Origin of the sequence: Paenibacillus amylolyticus (genome assembly GCF_051136285.1) — a bacterium.
In the GTDB taxonomy this organism is placed as follows: Bacteria; Bacillota; Bacilli; order Paenibacillales; family Paenibacillaceae; genus Paenibacillus; species Paenibacillus amylolyticus_F.
Genome location: NZ_CP194938.1, coordinates 1665978 through 1688620, shown reverse-complemented (window position 1 = coordinate 1688620; position 22643 = coordinate 1665978). Strand labels below are relative to the sequence as shown.

23 protein-coding genes are annotated in these 22643 nt (G+C 45.1%); 18 read left to right on the top strand and 5 right to left on the bottom strand.

Translation table 11 applies throughout. From position 1 onward, the window contains the following. The first annotated feature begins 91 nt into the window (after positions 1-91). Positions 92-1843, top strand: coding sequence for a CBM96 family carbohydrate-binding protein (locus tag ACR8BL_RS07460; protein ID WP_434752013.1), 1752 nt, complete (start codon positions 92-94; stop codon positions 1841-1843). A gap of 284 nt (positions 1844-2127) precedes the next feature. Then, a complete protein-coding gene (locus tag ACR8BL_RS07455; protein WP_434753045.1) occupies positions 2128-2430 on the top strand; it encodes a YunC family protein in 303 nt (100 codons plus the stop codon). A gap of 149 nt (positions 2431-2579) precedes the next feature. Here the strand turns inward: ACR8BL_RS07455 and mtnA are convergent, their stop codons facing one another. Continuing rightward, entirely contained in the window at positions 2580-3644 is a 1065-nt protein-coding gene (gene mtnA, locus ACR8BL_RS07450) for an S-methyl-5-thioribose-1-phosphate isomerase (RefSeq protein WP_434752012.1), read from the bottom strand. 24 nt (positions 3645-3668) lie between these two features. Continuing rightward, positions 3669-4886 (bottom strand): S-methyl-5-thioribose kinase, encoded by a 1218-nt coding sequence (gene mtnK / locus ACR8BL_RS07445; protein WP_434752011.1) that lies wholly within the window; start codon positions 4884-4886, stop codon positions 3669-3671. Positions 4887-5184: 298 nt separating this feature from the next. Here mtnK and ACR8BL_RS07440 point away from each other — a divergent pair, with 298 nt between their 5' ends. The 9 genes from ACR8BL_RS07440 to ACR8BL_RS07400 all read left to right on the top strand — a co-directional run bounded on the left by ACR8BL_RS07440 (position 5185) and on the right by ACR8BL_RS07400 (position 13033). Next, positions 5185-5646, top strand: a complete 462-nt coding sequence (locus tag ACR8BL_RS07440; protein WP_434752010.1) for a Dps family protein — start codon at positions 5185-5187, stop codon at positions 5644-5646. Between the two features lie 102 nt (positions 5647-5748). Further along, positions 5749-6327: a DUF1802 family protein gene (locus ACR8BL_RS07435; protein ID WP_434752009.1), complete on the top strand. Its 579-nt coding sequence runs from the start codon at positions 5749-5751 to the stop codon at positions 6325-6327. 391 nt (positions 6328-6718) lie between these two features. Further along, positions 6719-7501 carry a Fe-S cluster assembly ATPase SufC gene (sufC, locus tag ACR8BL_RS07430; RefSeq protein WP_434752008.1) on the top strand — a complete coding sequence of 261 codons (783 nt, stop codon included), beginning with the start codon at positions 6719-6721 and terminating at the stop codon, positions 7499-7501. 24 nt (positions 7502-7525) lie between these two features. After that, positions 7526-8830 carry a Fe-S cluster assembly protein SufD gene (gene sufD, locus ACR8BL_RS07425; RefSeq protein WP_434752007.1) on the top strand — a complete coding sequence of 435 codons (1305 nt, stop codon included), beginning with the start codon at positions 7526-7528 and terminating at the stop codon, positions 8828-8830. Next, the gene (locus ACR8BL_RS07420) at positions 8827-10047 is read left to right on the top strand and encodes a cysteine desulfurase (RefSeq protein ID WP_434752006.1); all 1221 of its coding nucleotides are present in this window, start codon (positions 8827-8829) and stop codon (positions 10045-10047) included. The genes sufD and ACR8BL_RS07420 overlap by 4 nt, the downstream gene beginning before the upstream one ends. Further along, positions 10037-10468: a Fe-S cluster assembly sulfur transfer protein SufU gene (gene sufU / locus ACR8BL_RS07415; protein WP_434752005.1), complete on the top strand. Its 432-nt coding sequence runs from the start codon at positions 10037-10039 to the stop codon at positions 10466-10468. The genes ACR8BL_RS07420 and sufU overlap by 11 nt, the downstream gene beginning before the upstream one ends. 20 nt (positions 10469-10488) lie before the next feature. Next, a complete protein-coding gene (gene sufB / locus ACR8BL_RS07410) occupies positions 10489-11886 on the top strand; it encodes a Fe-S cluster assembly protein SufB (RefSeq protein WP_434752004.1) in 1398 nt (465 codons plus the stop codon). A 152-nt stretch (positions 11887-12038) separates the two neighbouring features. After that, positions 12039-12752 carry a M23 family metallopeptidase gene (locus ACR8BL_RS07405; protein WP_434752003.1) on the top strand — a complete coding sequence of 238 codons (714 nt, stop codon included), beginning with the start codon at positions 12039-12041 and terminating at the stop codon, positions 12750-12752. 140 nt (positions 12753-12892) lie between these two features. After that, positions 12893-13033, top strand: a complete 141-nt coding sequence (locus ACR8BL_RS07400; protein WP_167375722.1) for a hypothetical protein — start codon at positions 12893-12895, stop codon at positions 13031-13033. Between the two features lie 86 nt (positions 13034-13119). Here ACR8BL_RS07400 and ACR8BL_RS07395 read toward each other — a convergent pair whose 3' ends face one another. Together ACR8BL_RS07395 and ACR8BL_RS07390 are read right to left on the bottom strand one after the other, a co-directional pair. Then, entirely contained in the window at positions 13120-14166 is a 1047-nt protein-coding gene (locus ACR8BL_RS07395; RefSeq protein WP_434752002.1) for an HD-GYP domain-containing protein, read from the bottom strand. A 125-nt stretch (positions 14167-14291) separates the two neighbouring features. Then, positions 14292-15035, bottom strand: a complete 744-nt coding sequence (locus ACR8BL_RS07390; RefSeq protein WP_434752001.1) for a molybdenum cofactor biosynthesis protein — start codon at positions 15033-15035, stop codon at positions 14292-14294. Positions 15036-15154: 119 nt separating this feature from the next. On the opposite strand from ACR8BL_RS07390, the gene ACR8BL_RS07385 reads away from it, so the two are divergent. From ACR8BL_RS07385 to ACR8BL_RS07355, 7 genes are all read left to right on the top strand, one after another. Then, positions 15155-16585, top strand: coding sequence for a bifunctional metallophosphatase/5'-nucleotidase (locus ACR8BL_RS07385; protein ID WP_434752000.1), 1431 nt, complete (start codon positions 15155-15157; stop codon positions 16583-16585). A 69-nt stretch (positions 16586-16654) separates the two neighbouring features. Continuing rightward, on the top strand, positions 16655-17776 hold the full coding sequence (locus ACR8BL_RS07380; RefSeq protein WP_434751999.1) for an HD-GYP domain-containing protein: 1122 nt from the start codon (positions 16655-16657) through the stop codon (positions 17774-17776). Positions 17777-17992: 216 nt separating this feature from the next. Continuing rightward, positions 17993-19129, top strand: coding sequence for a radical SAM/CxCxxxxC motif protein YfkAB (yfkAB, locus tag ACR8BL_RS07375; protein WP_434751998.1), 1137 nt, complete (start codon positions 17993-17995; stop codon positions 19127-19129). Positions 19130-19183: 54 nt separating this feature from the next. Further along, a complete protein-coding gene (locus tag ACR8BL_RS07370) occupies positions 19184-20530 on the top strand; it encodes a hemolysin family protein (RefSeq protein ID WP_434751997.1) in 1347 nt (448 codons plus the stop codon). A gap of 255 nt (positions 20531-20785) precedes the next feature. After that, positions 20786-21064 carry a spore coat associated protein CotJA gene (locus ACR8BL_RS07365; RefSeq protein WP_434751996.1) on the top strand — a complete coding sequence of 93 codons (279 nt, stop codon included), beginning with the start codon at positions 20786-20788 and terminating at the stop codon, positions 21062-21064. Continuing rightward, positions 21033-21311: a spore coat protein CotJB gene (locus tag ACR8BL_RS07360; RefSeq protein ID WP_434751995.1), complete on the top strand. Its 279-nt coding sequence runs from the start codon at positions 21033-21035 to the stop codon at positions 21309-21311. Before ACR8BL_RS07365 ends, ACR8BL_RS07360 begins: the two co-directional genes overlap by 32 nt. Before the next feature lie 22 nt (positions 21312-21333). Then, entirely contained in the window at positions 21334-21903 is a 570-nt protein-coding gene (locus ACR8BL_RS07355; protein WP_434751994.1) for a manganese catalase family protein, read from the top strand. A gap of 80 nt (positions 21904-21983) precedes the next feature. Here the strand turns inward: ACR8BL_RS07355 and ACR8BL_RS07350 are convergent, their stop codons facing one another. Then, on the bottom strand, positions 21984-22622 hold the full coding sequence (locus tag ACR8BL_RS07350; RefSeq protein WP_434751993.1) for an ABC transporter ATP-binding protein: 639 nt from the start codon (positions 22620-22622) through the stop codon (positions 21984-21986). Positions 22623-22643 lie beyond the last annotated feature (21 nt).

Genomic DNA, 22643 nt, shown 5'->3' with positions numbered 1-22643 from the left:
CACAGATTTGCCCTCAACATTGACATCTGCTATAAGGAAAAATAGTGAGAGGTTTTCCCAAGTCTCTGCTCGTGTTAAAAAATTCAAAGAAATGCGAAGTTCGTTATCCGTGGTGTATGCAACGCAATCTGATTTGCATGGCTTCATCCAAGCATCACCCAAAAATGATCTGGAAAGTGCATTTTATGTAAGAGAACATAATCGTGCACAAGGTAAATATGAGCTTCTGGAAGCACCAAGAGTCACGATGAACTTAAAACCTGTGGCAGATGCAACCACTCGTAGTCTGCCCCGCCTACAAACGATCAATTTTGGTGATACACAGCGTATGATGATAGGTCGGGATGAATTGGAGCAATTCGAATCATTCATCGATTTTGGAGACATAGATACACGAATACCTGATCTGATGTATCTGGAAGAAGCCAAGCTAAAATTATATTACACAGGAACGATCTCGCCAGGAGCATCTATTGAACTACATCAGCCGGATACATTGTTGAGTGAGTATGGGATTACTTACGCGAACAAGCCTCATTCGATTCAACGCTTAACATCAAGCTATCGAATCAATACAAGCGAGCGTTATGTTGAATTTGATATGATGGACATATTGAAGATGCTCAGGAACGGTGGACTCCAGAATATTGGCATGATGATTCAATCTAATGGTTTAACTCCAATCTATTTCAACACCCGTGAGTCTGCCAAGCCACCTGTATTACAGATCAAGTATATTACTTCGCAGATTTATTCCATTGGACGTACGGAAAAACAAAGTGAACTTTTTGTCTATGGAGCAGGACGTAAGGAACTCAAAACGACGTTAATTGTGCATAGTGATATCGATTTTGCTTGGCTGCAATCTAATTTATATGTACATCGTTATGAAGATCATATGCATCATGATGCACCTACCATTGTAGCTGTGAATCGTCCAGATCTGAACGCATATATGGGCGTAGGACATCGAACGGAAGCAGATTTAGATTCAATCCTTTGGATCGTTGAAAGCGCGGTGAGTGAGCGAGAGGCATCCATTCGTATCTCCAAGCCTGAAGCTCCAGCCAAGATTACAGTTTCGATAAGCACAGAGTCAGATAGGGATAGCGAATTAGCAGTTAGGCAAAGCACCGATGATGAAAAAGTGGCGGAACTTGCTGTATCTCATCCTGATTTATTTTCAGCCATAACGATTGATCCGAAGATGTCTCTAGTCAGTGAGTTGACCGTATCCAGGCCTTTCGATGCAGATTTATTGAACGTTTTGTACATATCTAAACCTGAATTACCTTCGGTCGTAGAAGTTTCTAATTACACCAAAGCAAGAAAAACACTGGATTCGGTGTTAACGGTTATACGCAGTGATGAAGCTGCAATAACTTCGGAACTTGCGTTGAGTAGACCTGATCTTGGCGGTGTGTTGTGGACGAGAGTAACTGATGAAGATGAAAAGCATAGTATTATAGAGATTCCTTTTGTCGAAGAGATGATTTCGCACTTGATTGTATCCAGACCGGATGTTCTTTCAAGCCTGGAAGTTAAATATTCGAATGATCTGGAAGTACATATTGGCGTCAAGGAAAGAGAATACTTGGAGAGTTTTGTTCAGGTTCGAGAATGGAAAGATCTCCAGTCCGTGGTTGATGTTAGACAAATTGCAGATCTGCACACGGAGATGATCGTTTCTAAACCTGATCTGTATACCTGGGTTCAACCGAGAGTCGTTGCTGATGAGGAATTAAATGTCGTTGCAAGCGTTCGTAAGCGGGCTGCAAGTGATCGAATCACGACATTGATTGTAAAAGAGCGGGGAGATTATGAATATGTCTATATCCTATAAAATGTATTCCAGGGCTAAGTAAGACAATAAAATATATAGATATGGGAGGGCAGCGATGCCCTCTTCTTTGTTTAATTTTCTAATCATATAGTTCATTTTTATAAATATCTAGTTGGGTTACAGGCATTTTTCTTCCATCTGGGAACGTAAACACGTAAGTACTCCCCCACTTTAGCCATTTTCAGTTTTAGTTTTTCTTCGTTCACGGCAGGTGTCCACACGTCGATTCGCCAAGAGGCATACAATTATCGTGATCTGTTGAAGAGGAGGTGGATCGTGAGATTATGGTGACGATGGAGCCGATTGTGGTGGGAGAGCATGTGCTCGTTGGGGTAGAAGTGAAACTTCCCAAAACGACGCTGTTAACGATTAATACATCCAAAGGATATATCATGTGCGGCGCTCTTGATGTGGGTTTACTGAATGATAAGCTGGGCGATCGCAAGATTGTGGCCGCGCGTGCGGTTGGTGTACGAACACTGGAGCAACTGCTTCATGCACCTATGGAATCGGTAACGACTGAGGCAGAAGCCATGGGGATTACGGTAGGTATGACAGGTGTAGAAGCATTGTTAAAAATGATCTAAAACAAGTGCTGGGAACAGCTTTGCACACTACACTACAGAAATAGAAACTGAGAAAAGGGACGAAGTCGGATTTATCCTTCTTGTCCCTTTTCTTTAAAAACCCTCAGCAATGGTTGCTATGTTGGGAGATTTTACATGTTCACCGTCTTTTATTCTGCAAATAAAGCAGCCAGGTTCTCCTGAAAAGGAGCACGAACAATACCTTTTTCCGTAATTATGGCAGTAACGTATTCGTTTGGAGTTACGTCAAAGGCTGGATTAAATACCTTCACACCCTGTGGTGCAGTACGCTTGCCGAATCCTTCGGTAACTTCCTCTGCAGCACGTTCCTCGATGGGAATCAAATCGCCGGACGATGTGGACAAATCGATGGTTGATAATGGGCTGGCTACATAGAACGGAATGTTGTGCGCCTTGGCTAGCACAGCGAGGCTGTACGTACCAATTTTGTTGGCGACATCACCGTTTGCTGCTACCCGATCTGTACCCACGATGACAGCTTGTATCCATCCTTTGGACATGACCATGCCAGCCATGTTATCACATAGCAGAGTGACATCAATTCCTGCTTGTTGCAGCTCAAATGCTGTCAAACGCGCACCTTGGAGGACGGGACGTGTCTCGTCAGCAAAAACCTTGAGATGAATGCCGCGCTCCTGTGCGAGATACATCGGAGCCGTTGCCGTGCCGTATTTGGCTGTAGCCAAACCGCCAGCATTACAATGGGTTAGTACACCCATCCCATCCGCAAAGAGAGGTAAGGCATTTTCGCCGATCATGCGGCACACTTCTTCATCTTCCTTCTGAATCAATAGTGCTTCCGCTTCAAGTTCATCCGTGCTTTTTTCCAGGCTCAATCCAGTTTCTGCCACTTGGTTAGCCTTTTGCATCATGCGATCTAACGCCCAGAACAGATTTACCGCTGTTGGGCGAGATGTCGCCAAGTGTGCACAGACAGACTTCACATGATCGAGCCAGCCTTGGATGGAGATACCATCATAAGCTTTGGCTCCAAGCACAACGCCAAACGCTGCAGCGATACCAATGGCAGGTGCTCCGCGCACTTTCATGGAATGGATGGATTCCCATACTTCCTCAGGGGTATAAAGTTTCACCATCAGAATAGTTTCAGGCAGCAGACGCTGGTCGAGCATTTCAAGCTTGTCCTTTTTCCAGTTTAGCGAAGACAGAGGCTGATGTTCAGGGGTTGTCATAGATAGTTCCTCCGTTCAATAATCTTAGAGTTTAACTGTAGTAAGGGTAGAAGATACCAAATCCAGCACCTCACCGATTGTATTTACATGCCGATTGTTCATGATCAGGGCTTTACCAATTGCCAGTGCCTTGCGCTGTGCGCGTTCACGATCAGCAGCGTCCGTAATGGTGTCTATGTCAGCAACGTGGGCAAGTCCCACGATGCGGCGTACCATTTTCGCTCCACTGAAACCAATCGTATCTCGAAATAACTGCTGTACATACAGGTCCTGATAACCCTGCGTTTTAGCCATTGGATCAATGAGATCAGAAGCCCAGAGTGCGCGGAAACGAGTTTCGAATTCAGTCCATACATCACGTACCATACCCAATAACTCCGTTTCACGTTCATTCCGTGCGGACTGATCCTGAAAACGGCCAGACAGCGAAACATAATGAAGCAGCAGGTTCGCCAGTACGGCGCCTACATCGAAACCCATCGGTCCATAGAAAGCAAATTCAGGATCGATTACTTTGGTCGACTCGCTTGTGACAAAAATACTGCCTGTATGCAAATCAGCGTGAAGCAGTGCCTGGCCGTGGGTCAAAAACTTTTCTCGTAGCAAAGCAATTTCCAAATGCAGTGATTCGTCCGTACGAAGCGTTTCAGCTTCATCCTCGATCGCTGCTTCATAGTTGTTATTTTGTGCAATTCGATACGGTTCATCAAAGATCAGGTCTTCTGTTATTTTACATTGGTCAGGGTTGACGAATCTTCCCTGCTGTTCTTTTTTCTGTTGTTGGTTCATGCCGAGGTCGGAAGTGAAGAAGAGGGTTCTCGCCATAAACTCCCCAATGTGCTGGGCAAAAAGAGGGTAGGAAGCTCCGTCAATCAGACCTTTGCGCATAATGACGTGGTCACTTAAATCCTCCATTACCGTTAATGCAAGATCATCGTCATAATGATACACTTCGGGCACCATTCCTGGGCATAATCGATATTCTTCCTGCAAGATTTCACGTTCAATGCGGGCACGTACAAGGGAAAGCGGCCAGGATTCGCCCACCACTTTCGCATAAGGAAGCGCCTGTTTGATAATGATACTTTTATCGGAGTTCTGATCCGTAATATGAAAAACGAGATTCAGGTTACCGTCACCGATCTCACGACAATCCAGATTCGCATCTGCCGTAAATGGACCCGGTAAAGTTTTGGCTAATTCGATCGCTTCTTGTGGGGTTAAAGGATGATATTGAGTCAAAGGTGCCACCTCCATATATATGAAGAAACAGGAAAACCCACTTCTTTGCTTGGTTTATGACAGTATATCGGATAAAGCGCGGTTTTTGAACTTTTTTTTGAGACAAGTAAGAGTTGTTGTGATTCGAAGAGCGGGCTGAAGGGTAAAAAAGAATAGGCCGGACGGTTGAATAAAACCGCGCCGCACAACACTTTTATGAACCCACCGGGTTCTAACATTTACTCTCTGTCTTGCGTGCAGGGTCACTTGAAAATGACGTTGGACAGACTACATTTTAAATTAAAGGATGGGATAGAATATGGCTACAAAAAACAAAACAGATCAAGCGAAATCCGTGGAACAAGTACTTAATCGTCAGGTGGCTAACCTGAACGTGTTGTATGTCAAAATCCATAATTATCACTGGTATGTAAAAGGCCCGAACTTCTTCACACTGCATGTGAAATTTGAAGAATTTTATAATGAAATCACCGTTCAAATGGATGAGATCGCAGAGCGTCTGCTTACTCTGAAAGGCAGCCCGGCAGCAACAATGAAAGAGTATCTGGAGATGGCCTCGATTCAGGAAGCTTCCGGTAAAGAAGATGCTAATGCTATGGTACAAAACTTGATTGAAGACTTCGCGACACTTTCCAATGAGTATCAAGAAGGAATTGATATGGCCGATGCGGCTGAAGATCAGCCAACTGCAGATATGCTGACAGGATTTAAAGCAGATCTGGAGAAACATATGTGGATGCTTCGTTCATACTTGGGCTAAATGTTATCATCCCTAAAGTGTCCGGTACCGCCTGCTGAAAGTTGTCAGAAGAGTGTTGAACGTCTATACTGCTGTCAAGAGTGACAGGGGAGGGCTAGCACAATGTCAGACACTACAGCGGTACCGGCATTAAAGGAATGGGCTTCTGCCATCAAAGCGCTGGAAAACGGTCGGCAGATCATGGTGATGCGCAAAGGCGGGATTGTAGAGGAAACAAAACATTTTGAGTTGAAAAGTCTGGCATTTTACTTGTATCCGACTTATGAGCATCAGCGTAAAGAACTGATCAAGTCCTCGGATCAATCCTATGTTGAAGAATCGCTGGCCGAATGGGTGCCTGAAGCTTCAACCGTCCGCATTACAGCGTATGCTGAAGTAACGCAGGATTTGGAGATTCGAGATCAGGAGATGCTGGATCGACTTCTGGAATATCATATGTGGACTGCGGATTTTGCCGAATCCCGTTTGAAGTGGAAAAAGAAAGATCCGCTCCACGTTTTGATTTTACGTGTGTACCGTTTGCAGGAACCGATGGAGATTTCCGTATTGCCTGAGTATAATGGCTGCCGTTCTTGGATTTCCATTCCGAATGGTTTGGTGCCGCGCGATATGACGCCGGTGCTGGACGTTGCGGATTTTGCCGAACAGGTACAGAAGATTAACGAGACACTCAGAATGTAATCTGTTTATTTATAAGAACTTAATGATGTTACAGTGGAGGACTTGTCCAGGAATGGATAAGTCCTTTTTCATTCGGCGCAGAAGCTGAACAAATTGTGAAATTTGTGATTTATATCACTGTCTAATGATGGAGAAGATGTTTTCTCATTTGATTCAAATCAGCATTTATTATAGAATCAGAAGGAATGAAGTTTCCTGTGAAGGATAACAATTGATAGGAAATGACTTGATAATCATTGAGAATCAGTTTAGAATTATTCTAAAGTGATTACTGCTTTACAGATGTATGATGAAACAGAGAAAGTCAGGGGAAGCCCTGTTCAGATATAATAGGCGCTTTTTCGTTTTCGACAGCAAACATCAATTTAATCAATGGAGGGAAACAATACACATGACTACGAATTTCGTCATTGAAGGTCTGAAAGCGACCATTGAAGGTAAAGAAATCCTGAAGGGAATTAACCTGGAGATGAAAGGTGGAGAAATCCACGCAATCATGGGACCGAACGGAACAGGTAAATCCACGTTGGCTTCTGCCCTGATGGGACATCCTAAATATGAAGTAACAGATGGTACAGTAACACTTGATGGTGAAGATGTACTGGATATGGCTGTAGATGAGCGTGCACGTGCGGGTCTATTCCTGGCAATGCAATACCCGAGCGAAATTGCGGGCGTAACAAACTCCGACTTCTTGCGTAGTGCAATCAATGCTCGCCGCGGCGAAGGTAACGAAATCTCCCTGATCAAGTTCATTCGTCAAATGGAAGGTAAAATGAAAGAACTCGATATGAACCCTGAGTTTGCGCATCGTTACCTGAACGAAGGATTCTCGGGCGGTGAGAAGAAACGGAATGAAATTCTGCAAATGATGCTGCTTGATCCTAAAATTGTAGTCCTTGACGAGATCGACTCCGGTCTTGACATCGATGCATTGAAAATTGTCGCAGACGGTGTAAATGCAATGAAGAGCGAAGAGCGTGGTTTCTTGATTATTACCCACTACCAACGCTTGCTTAACTACATCACTCCTGACTACGTTCACGTTATGATGCAAGGTCGTATCGTGAAATCTGGCGGACCTGAACTGGCTCAACGTCTGGAAGCAGAAGGTTATGATTGGGTAAAAGCAGAACTGGGAATCACAGATGAAACTGTAGGTCAAGAAGCGTAAAGACAAAACGGAGGAGGATAATAGATGACTACACAAACAATTCTTCCGGTTGAATCTGAAGCGCTTCGCGCCTTGTCGGAAAGCAATAATGAACCCGGCTGGTTGACTGAGCAGCGGCTCGAAGCTTTGAAGCTTGCGGGCGAGCTGGCGCTTCCCAAACTGGAAAAACAAAAAATCGAACGCTGGAATGTCAGCGAGTACGGCACATATAAAGAAGGTGCGAAGATTTCTTCCCTGGAAGAAGTTCCTGCATCGATCAAAGAACTGGTTCAGGACCAGGCAGAAGGCAGTCTGGTGATCCAGCGCAACTCTGGTGCAGTATATTCCAAGTTGTCTGCTGATCTGGCAGCACAAGGTGTTATCTTCACGGATCTGGCAACTGCTGTTCGTGAACATGGCGATCTGGTCAAATCTTACCTGAACACAGCAGTCAAAGCTGATGAACATTCCATTGCCGCATTACATGCAGCTTTGTGGAATGGCGGGGTGTTCCTGTACGTACCGAAAAATGTAAACATTGAAGTTCCACTGCAAGCTGTGTTGCTTACAGACGATGCTTCTGCAACCTTTGCACCTCATGTACTGGTTATTGCTGAAGCGAACAGTTCGGTTACTTACGTAGATAACTATGTATCTGGCGAACTCTCTTCACCGGTATTCCATAACGGCGTTGTGGAAGTTTTCGTAAAATCGGGTGCGAAAGTACGTTTTGCAACGGTACACCAATTGAATGTCAACGTAACGGATGTATCTTTCCGCCGTGCTGTTCTGGAAAATGACAGCTCGATTGAATGGATTGTCGGTGAGATGAACAATGGTGATACAGCAAGCAACACGATGAGTGTCTTGAAAGGCAATGGATCCACTTCAGACTCCAAAGTGATTGCTGTTGGTTCCGGTTCACAGAAGATTAACTATACAACCGAAGCACGTCACTTCGGTAAAAATACGCCAAGTCAGATGATTACACGGGCGGTTATGCGTGAAGAGGCTTCGGCAATCATCAACGGTATCACCAAGATCGAGAAAGGCGCTACAAGAGCCGATGGACAGCAAACCGAGAAAGTATTGATGCTGAGCCCTAAAGCACGCGGAGATGCCAATCCGATCCTGCTGATTGATGAGGATGATGTAACAGCAGGTCACGCAGCTTCTGTAGGCCAGGTGAACGCGGAGCAGATCCATTACTTGATGTCGCGCGGGATTAACCGTACGGATGCGGAACGCCTGATCATTTATGGCTTCCTCGCACCGGTGGTGGCGGATATTCCTTTGGAAGCACTGCGTACCCAATTGCAGTCCCTGATTGAGAAGAAGCTGGGACAATGAACCCATCTATTCGCGAGCAGTTCCCGATCCTCCACCAGGAAATCAATGGACATCCGCTCGTATATCTAGATAGTGCCGCGACTTCGCAAAAGCCTCGTGCTGTGATTGACGCGGTTAAACATTATTATGAGTATGAAAACTCCAACGTACATCGCGGTGTGCATACACTCGGAAGCCGTGCAACGGACGCTTATGAAGGCGCTCGTGAGAAGGTTGCCAAGTTTATCAATGCTCGTCGTACGCAGGAGATCATCTTCACTCGTGGCACAACGACAGCTCTTAATCTGGTGGCTTCGTCTTATGCCCGCGCCAACTGTAAAGAAGGCGATGAAATTGTTCTTACACAGATGGAGCATCATAGCAACCTGATTCCTTGGCAGCAAGTGGCCAAGGAGACAGGTGCCACATTGAAGTACATTCCGCTTCAGCCTGACGGTCATATTGAACTGGCCGATGTGGAGCAGACGATTACGAACAAAACCAAAGTTGTCGCGATTGCATATGTATCCAATGTGATGGGGCTGGTGCATCCCGTTAAACAAATCGCTGAAATCGCCCATCGCAACGGTGCAGTTATCGTTGTGGATGGCGCACAAAGCTCACCGCATATGAAGGTGGATGTGCAAGATCTGGACTGTGATTTCTATGCGCTGTCCGGTCACAAGATGTGCGCTCCGACCGGTATCGGTGCACTCTACGGCAAAAAGGCGCTGCTGGAGTCCATGGAACCGATCGAATTCGGTGGTGAAATGATTAATGACGTGGGACTGTACGACTCCAACTGGAAAGAACTGCCGTGGAAATTCGAAGGTGGAACCCCCATTATTGCAGGAGCAGTAGGGTTGGGCGCTGCCATTGATTTCCTGGAGCAGATCGGTATGGATGAAATTGCTCATCATGAAGGTGTACTGGCCGCATATGCAACGGAACGCCTATCAGAGATTGATGGACTAACGATCTATGGTCCGGCTAAACGTCATGTTGGTGTCGTAACCTTTAATCTGGGAGATGTTCATCCCCATGATGTGGCTACCGTCCTGGATGCCAGTGGTATAGCAATTCGTGCAGGGCACCACTGCTGTCAGCCGCTTATGCGCTGGCTTGAAGTAAGTTCAACGGCTCGTGCGAGCTTTTATCTATACAACAATGAGCAAGATGTAGATCGGCTTGTCAGCGCCTTAATCCAGACAAAGGAGTATTTTGGCGATGCAACTTGATGATCTGTACCGACGTGTTATAATGGACCATTACAAAAATCCGCGTAACCGCGGAACGTTTGAGAATGACGTCGTAACGGTGAATTTAAACAATCCAACGTGCGGCGACCGGATTTCACTGCAGCTGATGCTGAATGACGGAATCGTTCAGGAGGCCAAGTATACGGGGGAAGGTTGTTCTATCAGCATGTCTTCGGCATCGATGATGACGGAGGCTGTCAAAGGCAAGACGATAGAGCAGGCACTCGATCTGGCTAACCGTTTCTCCTCATTGATGCAAGGGGGAGAAGTCGATTTCGACGATTATGAAGATCTCGAAGCCCTATCCGGTGTGAACAAGTTCCCTGCACGCATCAAATGTGCCACTCTGGCCTGGAATGCATTACGCAAAGGAATTGACGAAGAGGACAATGTACAATAACGATAGGGAGGTCGAGCAAGATGGCTAAAAAAGCACCAGAAATGGAAGAGTACAAATATGGTTTTCGCGATGAGCATAAATCCATCTTTCAAACCGGCAAAGGTCTGACAGCGGAAGTTGTAACGGAAATTTCCAAAATCAAGAACGAACCTGAATGGATGCTGGAATTCCGTTTGAAATCCTTGAAACAGTTTGAGAAAATGGCAATGCCTAAATGGGGCGGCGATCTGGACGGACTGGACTTCAACGAAATTCAATACTATGTTCGCCCTTCAGAAAAGCAAGGGAAAACATGGGAAGAGGTTCCTTCCGAAATCAAAGAAACGTTTGATAAACTGGGTATTCCGGAAGCAGAGCAAAAGTTCTTGGCAGGGGTATCGGCTCAGTATGAATCAGAGGTTGTATACCACAATATGCAAAAGGAACTGGAAGACCAAGGCGTAATCTTCATGGATACGGATACGGCTCTCAGAGAGCACCCGGAAATCCTGCGTGAATATTTCGCTACCGTTATTCCGCCAGCAGATAACAAATTTGCTGCCCTGAACAGTGCGGTATGGTCTGGAGGAAGCTTCATCTACGTACCTAAAGGCGTAAAATGTGAAGTGCCTCTGCAAGCGTATTTCCGTATTAACTCCGAAAACATGGGTCAATTCGAGCGTACATTGATCATTGCAGACGAAGACAGCTTTGTTCACTACGTTGAGGGCTGTACAGCTCCGATCTACAGCACGAACTCTCTGCACAGTGCGGTAGTTGAGATCATCTGTAAGAAAAATGCTCGTGTTCGTTACACAACGATCCAAAACTGGGCACCAAACATCTACAACCTCGTTACGAAACGTGCGGTTGCTGAAGAGAACGCAACGATGGAATGGGTCGATGGTAACATCGGTTCCAAACTGACGATGAAATACCCAGCGGTTGTGCTGAAAGGCCGTGGTGCTAAAGGTTCCGTTCTGTCCATCGCTGTTGCAGGTAAAAACCAGCACCAGGATGCAGGCGCGAAAATGATTCACCTCGCACCGGATACAACTTCCACGATCGTATCCAAGTCGATCAGTAAACATGGTGGTAAAGTAACGTACCGTGGTCTGGCTTCCTTTGGACGTCAAGCTGAGGGCGCGAAATCCAACATCAAATGTGATACACTCATTCTCGATAATGAGTCCACATCGGATACGATTCCTTACAACGAAATCATGAATGATAACATCATGCTGGAGCATGAAGCAACGGTGTCCAAAGTGTCTGAGGATCAACTCTTCTACCTGATGAGCCGTGGTCTGACCGAAGCGGAAGCAACACAGATGATCATCATGGGCTTCATTGAGCCGTTCACAAAAGAATTGCCGATGGAGTATGCCGTTGAGATGAATAGATTGATCAAATTCGAGATGGAAGGTTCCATCGGTTAAGATATATGAAATGGGAAAAGACGAACTGTCATGGTTCGTCTTTTTTTTTGCCATAAAGTGAGTAATCTTTGATTTGAATTGTAAAAATAAGACTAATAGCACAGGCCAATTCATAGAGTTAAGCATTAAATGATAGAAAAGGATGTGATGCTATGAATGCAAACCCTTTCGAAGGGTATCGAATTACAAGTTCATTCGGTTATCGAATTCATCCTATACATGGAGGCCAGACGTTTCATCGAGGGGTAGACCTGGTCACCGAACCCTGGAATGGCCCTGTATACGCTTTTCTTGAAGGAAAGGTACGTTTTGCAGCGGAAGGACGCACAGGCTCCGGCTTTGGGGGATACGGGCTCACCGTAGCCTTGGAGGATCATCGTGAATACCTGCATTGTTATGCTCATCTTTCACGTATTGCTGTCCGTGTAGGCCAGCAGGTGAAGCGAGGTCAGCTTATTGGATATCAAGGCAGTACAGGGCAGAGCACAGGTCCCCATGTGCATTATGAGATTCGAAAAACAAGCTCACCTTCGTACGGATACACCGCAAGTGAACATGGAGTCGTTGAACCAACAGCCTATTTGTTAAAAGAACATGGAACGATCTCTCAGGAAGAGGAGGGTTCGCCGATGACAAGTGAGGAAAAGCAATTGGTAACGCTTATGCAGAAGCAACTGGAGCTTCAGGGCAGCTGGATTCAAGAACAGAAGCAATTATCGAATATGAGCTGCCCTGACTGGGCACAAGAGGCACTGGCTTATTATCGTCCCTATATTCAGGATCACACGGGAAGTTATGACTTTTGGAGAACACTTGTGATCATGTATCGGAAGGAAAAAGGAATACAGGTACAACAAGCGGATTAAAGCTGGAAGGTCAGTATAAGAAACATATGTGGGTCTTCTATGGGCTATGAACCAAATCGGGAAGATTGCCGTTTCGCCCGGTTCCTCCAGCAGGGAAGTGTCATATGTTAGGGTATACCTGATAAAGAGGAGGCAATCACATGAGCGAAGTAGGTTATGGCTGTAAAGGTAACGTTGGTGGTGTAGGTGGTGTAGGTGGATACAACCCATGTACATCGGTTGGCGCAATTTTGGTACTGTTCATCCTGTTGGTTATCATCACAAAAGCATTCTGTGTATAACTTAATCCATTGAATATACGTAAGACAGATTAAAGGGAAGCTCGGTCGAGCTTCCCTTTGATTTTATGTTTTTCTGAAAACTCGACTTATTGCACATAAATCTCAACGATTGCGATATCTCTTTCTTTTGCTAAATCGATAAAGGCCGTAGAGGTTTGAACGAGTGGGCGGAAGTAGTCAGCCGGATTATTCATGACAATGACACCCGTCTGTCCTGTTGTGAGGAGTACTTTTTTGCCTATAAAATTCGGAAGCATATGTTTGATCAGTTCCTGAGTAGCTTCGCCATTCAACTGACCGAAACTGAGGCTGTACAGTTCGCACAGAACAGAAATCAGCTCTTGTTTGGTCTGATAGACCCGATTCGTTGTCATCGCACTGTACACGTCAGCTACAGCTGTTATACGAGCATAGGGATGAATTTCATCTCCTCGCAAACCATGCGGATAACCACTCCCATCTTCACGCTCATGATGTTGAAGGGCAACCATGGCAATGATTTCATCCTCTGTGGAAGCTTTAATAATATCGTAACCGTAAAAGGTGTGTTTTTTCATTTCTGCGAATTCTTCTGTGGTTAGTTTGCCTGGTTTATGTAAAATTTCAGAAGGAATTTTGGACTTACCAATATCATGTAGATACCCTGCTTTGGCTACTGTAAGACATTCATCGGCATCGTAGCCCATCCAGCCGGCAATATAAAAAGCAAGCATACCAACTTGCAAGGAGTGATTATAAGTGTAGTCACTGTCTCCATCCAACATTAGGAGCAGGGAGACAACATCTTTTTGTTTTTCGAGCTGTCCCGTTAAGGTGCCCAAAATTTCATCAACCTGCGACTCATCAATAAAGCCTTTTTCTATGGCTTGTTGGAACAGGGATTCTGTACCTTTGATCGTGTCGTTAAACAGATTGGTTAACAGACGGGTCTGATCGGAAGGCAAGTTTTGTTCATCAGAGTGAAGGTTGGATGTATGTTCTACATCTGCGAAATCAATTCCATGATGCAGCAGTTTAGATATATCATCTTCACTGAGAACGGAACCTTTCATCAGCATGTGGAGACCTGAAGTGTTGTAGATATCATTTTTTAGCAGGTCGCCGGGTTTAAGATCTGTAACATGCACTCTCACGTATAAACCACCTTTTCCTCGACTAATATCGACACATATTATTATAATAGCAAGAAAAAAATGGGTTGACAACGACTTATTTACTGTTCATTTAACTCCGTAAACAGCGAATAGACCCACTTTTTCTAATTCATAGGGTTCCACGGTCCTAGTTGATGACCTTTCCATTCCGAACCGTCTTCCCAAATTTCTTTTTTCCAGATCGGTACGGTTTGTTTGAGCCTTTCAATAGCATAACGGCTTGCATCATAACAGTCGCTGCGATGAGGTGAGGATACCGCAATAACGACACTAATCTCTGCCACGTCTACTTTGCCAATTCGATGACTGATCGCACAGCGTACACCAGGCCAGCGTTCAGCAATTTCCGTGCCGATCGCAGCCATATGGGACAGAGCCATGGGTACATAGGCTTCATATTCCAGATGTACCGTGCGTTGTTCGCCGGTCATTTCACGTGTCGTACCTACAAAAGTTAAAGCGGCACCATGATTGGCGGTAATCACCAAATTTGTGGTGTCCTCAACAGACAACGGAGCATGGGTAATCATATACAGGCCATCCTCTGTGCGATGCTCTTGGGTATGTGGCTGTTTATCATCATGAGGTCTAACAGTGCCATCCCCTCCGGATACAGGAGGAATCAAAGCCAGTTCGTCTTCCACCTTAAGTGGTGTATCGGCGGGAGCATAATTCTGGTTTACTGCCAGAAAGGAGGAACGAATCTGTGAGGCAGCTTCAGGATAAGCCTGGCCTAATTGTTCTTTGAGCTTGGAAGCCGTGGGCGCGTCACCGTCATACTCAAATTCTATTTGGGATGTATTTAAACGTTCTGCAATACCTGCAAATAGTTGAATTGTAAATTTCATGGAATGAATCGCTCCTTTTTGATCTCTAAACCCTATAAATATATCATAACGACGTAGAAAATGTTATGCTTGTCCATTAGAAGAATGTACGTTTAATGAACGGCAGGGGAGGCAATGTAATGCGCAGCAGCGAGATGCAAACATTAACCATTCTGCACACCAATGATATTCACAGTCATTTCGGCTCCATGAGCGCGATCGCTGCCATGATTAGTGAGGAACGTGCTCAAGCAGGGCATCTGCTTGTTCTTGATATTGGTGATCATATGGATCGAATGGCTGTTGAAACGGAAGGTACCTTGGGCATGGCTAATGTGGACGTGCTCAATCTCACAGGCTATGACGCCATTACGATTGGTAATAATGAGGGGTTAACCTTTACGCCAGACCAGCTCGCCCAGTCCTATACCGGACTCCTTTGTCCGATTGTATGTGGCAATGTGCTCGAACAGGATACAGGACATCCCCCAGCTTGGATGAAACCTTGGAGTATTATTGAAAAGGGACCATTTCGCATTGGTCTATTGGGAGCAACGGCCCCATTTAATACCTTCTATGAACTCATGGGCTGGCAAGTGACGGATCCTGTAGAGACGTTACAAGATCAGGTGAAGACGCTTCGGGAAGACGTAGATATCATTATTGTTTTGTCCCATCTAGGTCTTTCAACGGATAAAAGACTGGCGGAACAGGTGTCTGGTATTGATATTATCCTGGGTGGACATACCCATCATGTACTGGAAGAGCCTTTGATGATCGGCAAGACTGTGCTGGGAGCCGCCGGGAAATTTGGACAATGGCTTGGGAAGGTTGTGTTGGAAAGAGCAGGCGAAGCAGAGCCTATACAGTTGGTACGCAGCGGTTGTGTGCCGGTACAAAGTAATATGCTCGATGAGCAGGTGTCTTTGGCTATCGCTACAAACGGTGTAGAAGCTGAAAGAATGCTGGATCAAACAGCCGTAATCACAGATCGTACGTTGCCTGTTCATTACGAGCGGGAATCTCCTTTTGCTACCTTGCTTGCACAAGCCGTCCTGCATTTTACGGGAGCAGAACTATCACTTGTGAATGCGGGGCAGTTGCTCGGAAACCTCCCGCAGGGGGACATTACCAAAGGAATGTTACATTCCCTATGTCCATCTCCTATAAATGCTTGTACAATATGCTTGAATGGTTATCAGATTCGTGAAGCTCTGGAGCAGTCACTGCTGGAAGAGTTCATCTCTAGATCCATTGTGGGTTTTGGTTTTCGGGGGCGAATTCTAGGGACGTTATGCGTGGATGGAATGGAAGTTCGTTATGATCCCAGTGCGCCAGCCTATGATAAGATTCAATCCATTCATGTGAACGGTATACCTATAGAAGAGCAACGTAAATATATTGTTGGAACGCTTGACATGTTTACGTTTAATGTAGGATATCCTTCTTTGGCTCAAGGAAGCAACATCCAATATTACCTTCCGGAATTCATACGTGATTTGCTGGAAAGGGAATTAAAACGACCAGGGGCACTGGAGGAGAGCCTGCGTAGCCGCTGGATTCAAAGTTAGAACATGACTGCCTTCTGCTGATGCGGCGGCTAGTGATCATTACATCTACGGAGCGGGAGAGGATAGGCTGTGCGTTTAGTACATATAAACTTATTGCAGCCTGGCATGAAGCTGGGGAAACGAATTTTTAGTGAGGAAGGCCTGGTTTTACTCAGTGAGGATGTAGAACTGACGAGCCGGTTAATCGAGCGGTTGAAAGATCTTGGGATTGGATATGTCTATATTCAGGATGCTGCGACAGAAGACATTATCGTGCCCGACATGTTACAGGAAGATACCAAGCGAAGGGCACTTGTGGAGATCAAACAGCAATTTCAACATATGTCCGGTTTCAAAAGTAAAAACCGAATCACACACTTTGGGAAAGCGCTTAGCGGTGTAATGAACAGCATTCTGGAGGATATCGGCAGTCAAAAAGAAGCGATGATCATGTTAATGGACATGAACTCCAGCGATTTTGACCTCTATAATCACTCACTCAATGTTTGTGTGTATACGCTTGTACTCGGTGTAGCCTCAGGTTATACACGCCAGCAGCTTATGGAGATTGGTCTGGGCGCTCTGCTGCATGATATCGGAAAAACACAGATTTCCTCGGACATTTTACATAAGCCTTCACGTCTTAGTGATGAAGAATACAAGATAATTCAGCAGCATACGACGTATGGGCACCGTATTCTCAAGGATGAACCCGGCATTCCCTTACTTGCAGCACACTGCGCACTGCAGCACCATGAACGAATTGATGGCAGTGGTTATCCTTTTGGTTTGAAAGGCAATGAAATTCATGAATATGCGAAGTGGATTGCTCTTGCCGATTCATATGATGCCATGACGACCAATCGGGTCTATCGTCAAGCGTTGTTACCTCATCAAGCGGTAGAAGTACTGTACACAGGCTCGGGAATCCTTTATGAGCAGCGAATGCTTGAAAAGTTCAGAGACTGTGTGGCGATCTATCCCGTAGGTATTTCCGTAACGCTGAGCACTGGGGAAGTTGGCGTCGTAGCCGCGATTCAACCTCGCGTGCCACAGCGGCCGCTAATTCGTGTTCTCAAGGATGCAGAAGGTCAGGTGCTCAGTGCACCATACGAGATAAACCTTGCAACGAAGCTTTCCGTCATGATTACAGGAGTGGAGGGAGCGGAAAATTCTGCTTCGCTTCTGAAACATGAGCAGTTGAATAGTTAGCCAACGAAATATAGTGCAAGCGCTCAGGTGGTCATATGGGATATATGAAGCTAATTCCCGAAGATGCTGAGCGTTTTTGTCATGTAATGGACAGGGTTTGGCTGTGCAGGGAGATTCGTAATTGTGCTATGATAAAAGATAACTCCCAAAAAAGGTATCTAAGATATGATGTAAATAAAACTTTTTAGGTTAATAAAAGGAATAAGGTGAAGAACTATGACCATGCTAAACTCAGGATCGGTACAACCGATGCCTTTATCGCCAACAAATGATCCGTGGGATCCGATTGGCTCTCTGCGTACATATGGCCGCCATGTGCTGACCAGTGTAGAAATGACAGTGACACATCTGTGCAACATGCGCTGTGAGCACTGTGCCGTAGGGGATATGCTTACGATGCAAGAGGCACCTGCACTTCCGCTCTCACTTATGTTGAAGCGACTGGATGAGGTAGAACATCTTCAGACGATTAGTCTGACGGGCGGCGAACCCAGTTTTAGCCAAAAGACGGTGGATGAAATGATCATTCCACTGCTTAAATATGCCAAAGAACGCGGGATTCGTTCTCAGATTAATTCCAATCTGACGCTGGATATCAGCCGATATGAGAAGCTGCTTCCATACCTGGATGTGATGCACATTTCATTCAATTACCTGAATGCGGATGATTTCCATCAGGTCGGGTTTGCCAACAGTGGCAGATCAGTGAAGCGTGAAGTTGCTGTGAAAATGTATGAAAAGATGATTGAGAACTCCCGTAAGTTGAGTGAAGCCGGCATGTTTATCTCTGCGGAGTCGATGATTAATTATCGTACGCACGATAAGCTGGATGGCATCCATCAATTAATACGGGAGATGGGTTGCGTTCGGCACGAAATACATCCGATGTATAGCTCTAACTTTGCAACCTCTCTGCCAGTACTCTCGCTGGATCATATGAGAGCTGCCATTCACAAGTTGCTTGATGTCCGTGATAAAGACATGTGGATGCTCTTCGGAACGCTGCCGTTCTTCGCATGCAGTGCGGCCGAGCAGGATCGTGAGCTGATTAATCGTTTGTACAGTGAACCTAATGTGACGGTTCGTAATGATCCGGATGGACGCAACCGTGTGAATGTCAACATGTTTACCGGTAACGTATACGTCACTGATTTTGCAGATATCCCTGCATTCGGTAATATTCATGATCGTAAACTGGATGATGTCTTCCACGAATGGTCTGCGGAGCATCCACTCAATCAGACGGTAAACTGCCATTGCGATGCTGCATCGTGTTGCGGGCCGAACCTGCTTGTGGCTGACATGTACTATAAAGGTGTGGACTTCAAATCAAGAAAAGCAATTACACGTTAAATGTTAATTATTCCAGGTGCATTCCTGAAATAGACAGAGAAGGGGAGTTACATCTTGGGCATTCATACCGAATTTCATCTTGGACAACTGGTATATAATCTGGTCTGTGTCTTTTTGCTCGTATTTTTGAATGGCGTATTTGTGGCAGCGGAGTTTTCTCTCGTCAAAGTAAGACAGACACGCCTGACACAATTGCAGAGTGAGGGAAACCGCCTAGCTGGTTATGCATTAAAGGTGAACGGTAAACTGGATGCCTATCTGTCGGCAACGCAGTTCGGGATTACGCTCACATCTCTCGGACTGGGATGGTTAGGTGAACCTGCAATCTCCAAACTGCTTGTGGAACCGCTGATGTTTAAGCTGGGTGTTTCCGATACAAGCCTGATTACAACAGTATCCGTTATTATCGGATTCTGTATCATCACGTTTCTGCACATTGTGCTTGGTGAGCTGGCTCCTAAATCGCTGGCGATTCAAAAAACAGATGGGGTAGCATTGCTTTTATCGGCACCGTTGCTGTTATTTTATAAAATTTTCTTTCCGTTCATCTGGGTTCTTAATGCATCGGCGAATGCTTTATTACGTCTGGCTGGTATTGAACCGGCGAGTGAAAGTGAAGCACATTCCGAGGATGAGCTTCGCATTCTGATGAAGCAGAGTGCCAAAAGTGGTGTTATCGACAAGGATGAGATCAAGCTGATGGATAATATCTTTGATTTCTCTGACATGCTGGCTCGTGAGGTTATGTTGCCTCGTACAGATATGAACTGTTTGTATACCCATCTGTCGCTGGAGGAAAATCTAAAGATCATCAACGCAACGAAGCATTCCCGTTACCCGGTAGCGGTGGAGGATAAGGACGAGATTATCGGGTTTATCCATATCACCGATCTGCTGCTGGCGGAACCGGAGCAGCAACAGGATCTAGCTTCACTTGTGCGTCCAATTCTGAACGTACCCGAGTCGATGGAGATCAGCCATGTGTTACGACTGATGCAGAAAAAACATTCCCAGATGACTCTTGTCGTCGATGAATATGGGGGTACTGCAGGACTGCTGACGGCCGAAGAAATTCTGGAAGAGATCGTTGGAGATCTGTATGATGAGTTCGAGGATGAGCGTCCACATATGGAACGGATTGGTGATGCGTTTTCGATCGACGGACGTTCGCTGATTGAAGAAGTGCATGAATGGACTGGAGCGATCATCGAGGACGAAGAGGTAGATACCATTGGCGGATGGTTGTTCAAAGAGCTGGAAGGTAGTCCAGCCAAGGGCAAAACACGTGAGCGGAACGGTTATGTCTTTGAAGTGGAAGAGTCTGCACGTTTACGAATTAACCGGGTCAAAGTGTACAAGCAAACGAAAGCAGAAGATACAGACCTGGAAGAGGAACAGTGAACTACTATTACTTAGATTGATGATACATGATAAACAATAGAAAACAGACAAGACCTTTGAAGTGGTGCACCGGCACCTTTTGAAGGTCTTTTTGCATAGCAGTAGAAAGTAAGCTTGCTCTGCAAAAAGCAAAATTTAGCTCATAGTTTTGTAAAAAGGGATTATCTTGCCCAGTGCGACATATGGTTATAAGGACAGGAAATGATGGGAATGTACTGCATGCCTTGTGAAGGAATGCAGAATGCATGTCTTTGGATGATAAAGGAGGCGTTTCGATTGAAAGATCCTCAGGTACGGGCTTATGTTCCTTTTGTGGGGCCATTTGATCCGTGTAAACCTCTAGGTGTTCGTACGTATCTGGTTCCACCGCAATTATTTATTCCCTTTCAGCCCATGGGTTGGCCGCAATACAGCCCAGCTGAAGCCTTAAGACTGGGCACGTTGTGGCCAGCACTGTATAGTCCGTATACCTCAAAAAAAATGAAGGAAAGGGCGGTGGAGAATGATGGAGAAGGAACAGCCGAAGCCTTGTGACGCCCAATATTACGAACTGTTGGAGGAGTTGCAGGCGCTGGATTTTGTTCTGGTCGAGCTGAATCTTTATCTGGATACACATCCGGGAGATTTTCAAAGCATTGAGCAGTACAACAAATTTAGTCAGGAACGTATGCGTGTTGCACATGAATTTCAGCAATTATACGGTCCGTTGACGAATTTTGGTCATGCCTTTTCCAAATATCCGTGGGAGTGGTCCCAGACACCTTGGCCTTGGCAAGTATAAAATCAAAGGAGGCGTCCGGTACATGTGGGTTTATGAAAAGAAATTGCAATACCCGGTTCGGGTGAGTAAATGTGATCCTCATATGGCAAAGCTGTTGATGGAACAATATGGTGGTGCGGACGGAGAACTCGCGGCGGCCTTACGCTATCTGAATCAGCGTTATACCATCCCTGACAAAATTATCGGTCTGTTAAATGATATCGCGACGGAGGAATTTTCTCATCTCGAAATGATTGCAACGATGATCTATAAACTCACCAAGGATGCCACGATGGAGCAGCTGGAGCAGGCCGGTTTGGATGCTCACTATGCAGGACATGATCGGGCACTTTTCTATAACAACGCTGCTGGTGTACCCTTCACGGCCTCCTATATTCAAGCGAAGGGCGACCCCATCGCCGATTTGTACGAGGATATCGCAGCTGAAGAGAAAGCTAGGGCTACATATCAATGGTTAATTGATTTAACAGATGACGTGGACTTGCAGGATAGTCTGAAATTTCTGCGGGAACGTGAGATTGTGCACTCGCTACGGTTCAGAGAGGCTGTTGAGATTCTGAAGGATGATCGGGAGACGAAAAAAATATTTTGATATTTAAAACAGGGGATCCAATCTTTGTTTTAGATTGAATCCCTTGTTATATTAGTTGTATTTACAATTTTGAAAATGGATTATCTTATTTTTTTTAAAGTATTTTGATTAATTTGGAACACTGTATCACAAAGAATATCTATGTCCTCCTGCTGATGGCTGGTAAGTAAGATTGTTCTCCCTTCTTCTTTAAAGAGTTTAAGTAGTGTTCTGATTTTCTGGACACTATCAGCATCTAATGCATTGAAAGGCTCGTCAAGAATAAGAATCTGTTGATTCTCCATAATAGCTTGTGCTAAAGCAATTTTTTGCTTCATACCTAAAGAGTAATTTTTCATTTTTTGTTTTAAATTTGGATCAAGTCCAACTTGTTTCATGGAAGAATAAATATCTTGATCAGAGATGCGATTCTGGATCTGTGCCCAGCGTTTAAGGTTCTGATAACCAGTTAAACCAGCAATGTAGCCTGGACGGTCGATTATAATACCAAACTGTTGTGGAAAGTCAGTTCCTTTTCTCATAAATTCAGGATGTATATACACAGCTCCAGAGTCTGGCTTGATAAACTTGCATATAAGTTTAAACAAAACAGATTTACCTGCTCCGTTGGGGCCAGTAATTCCGTAAATCTTACCCTTCTCAAATATTGCATTAACATTTTCAAAAAGTGAGATTCCTTTGTATGATTTACTTACATTTTCAAGTCGAATAACATTCATTTAAACAACCTCTTTCGTAAG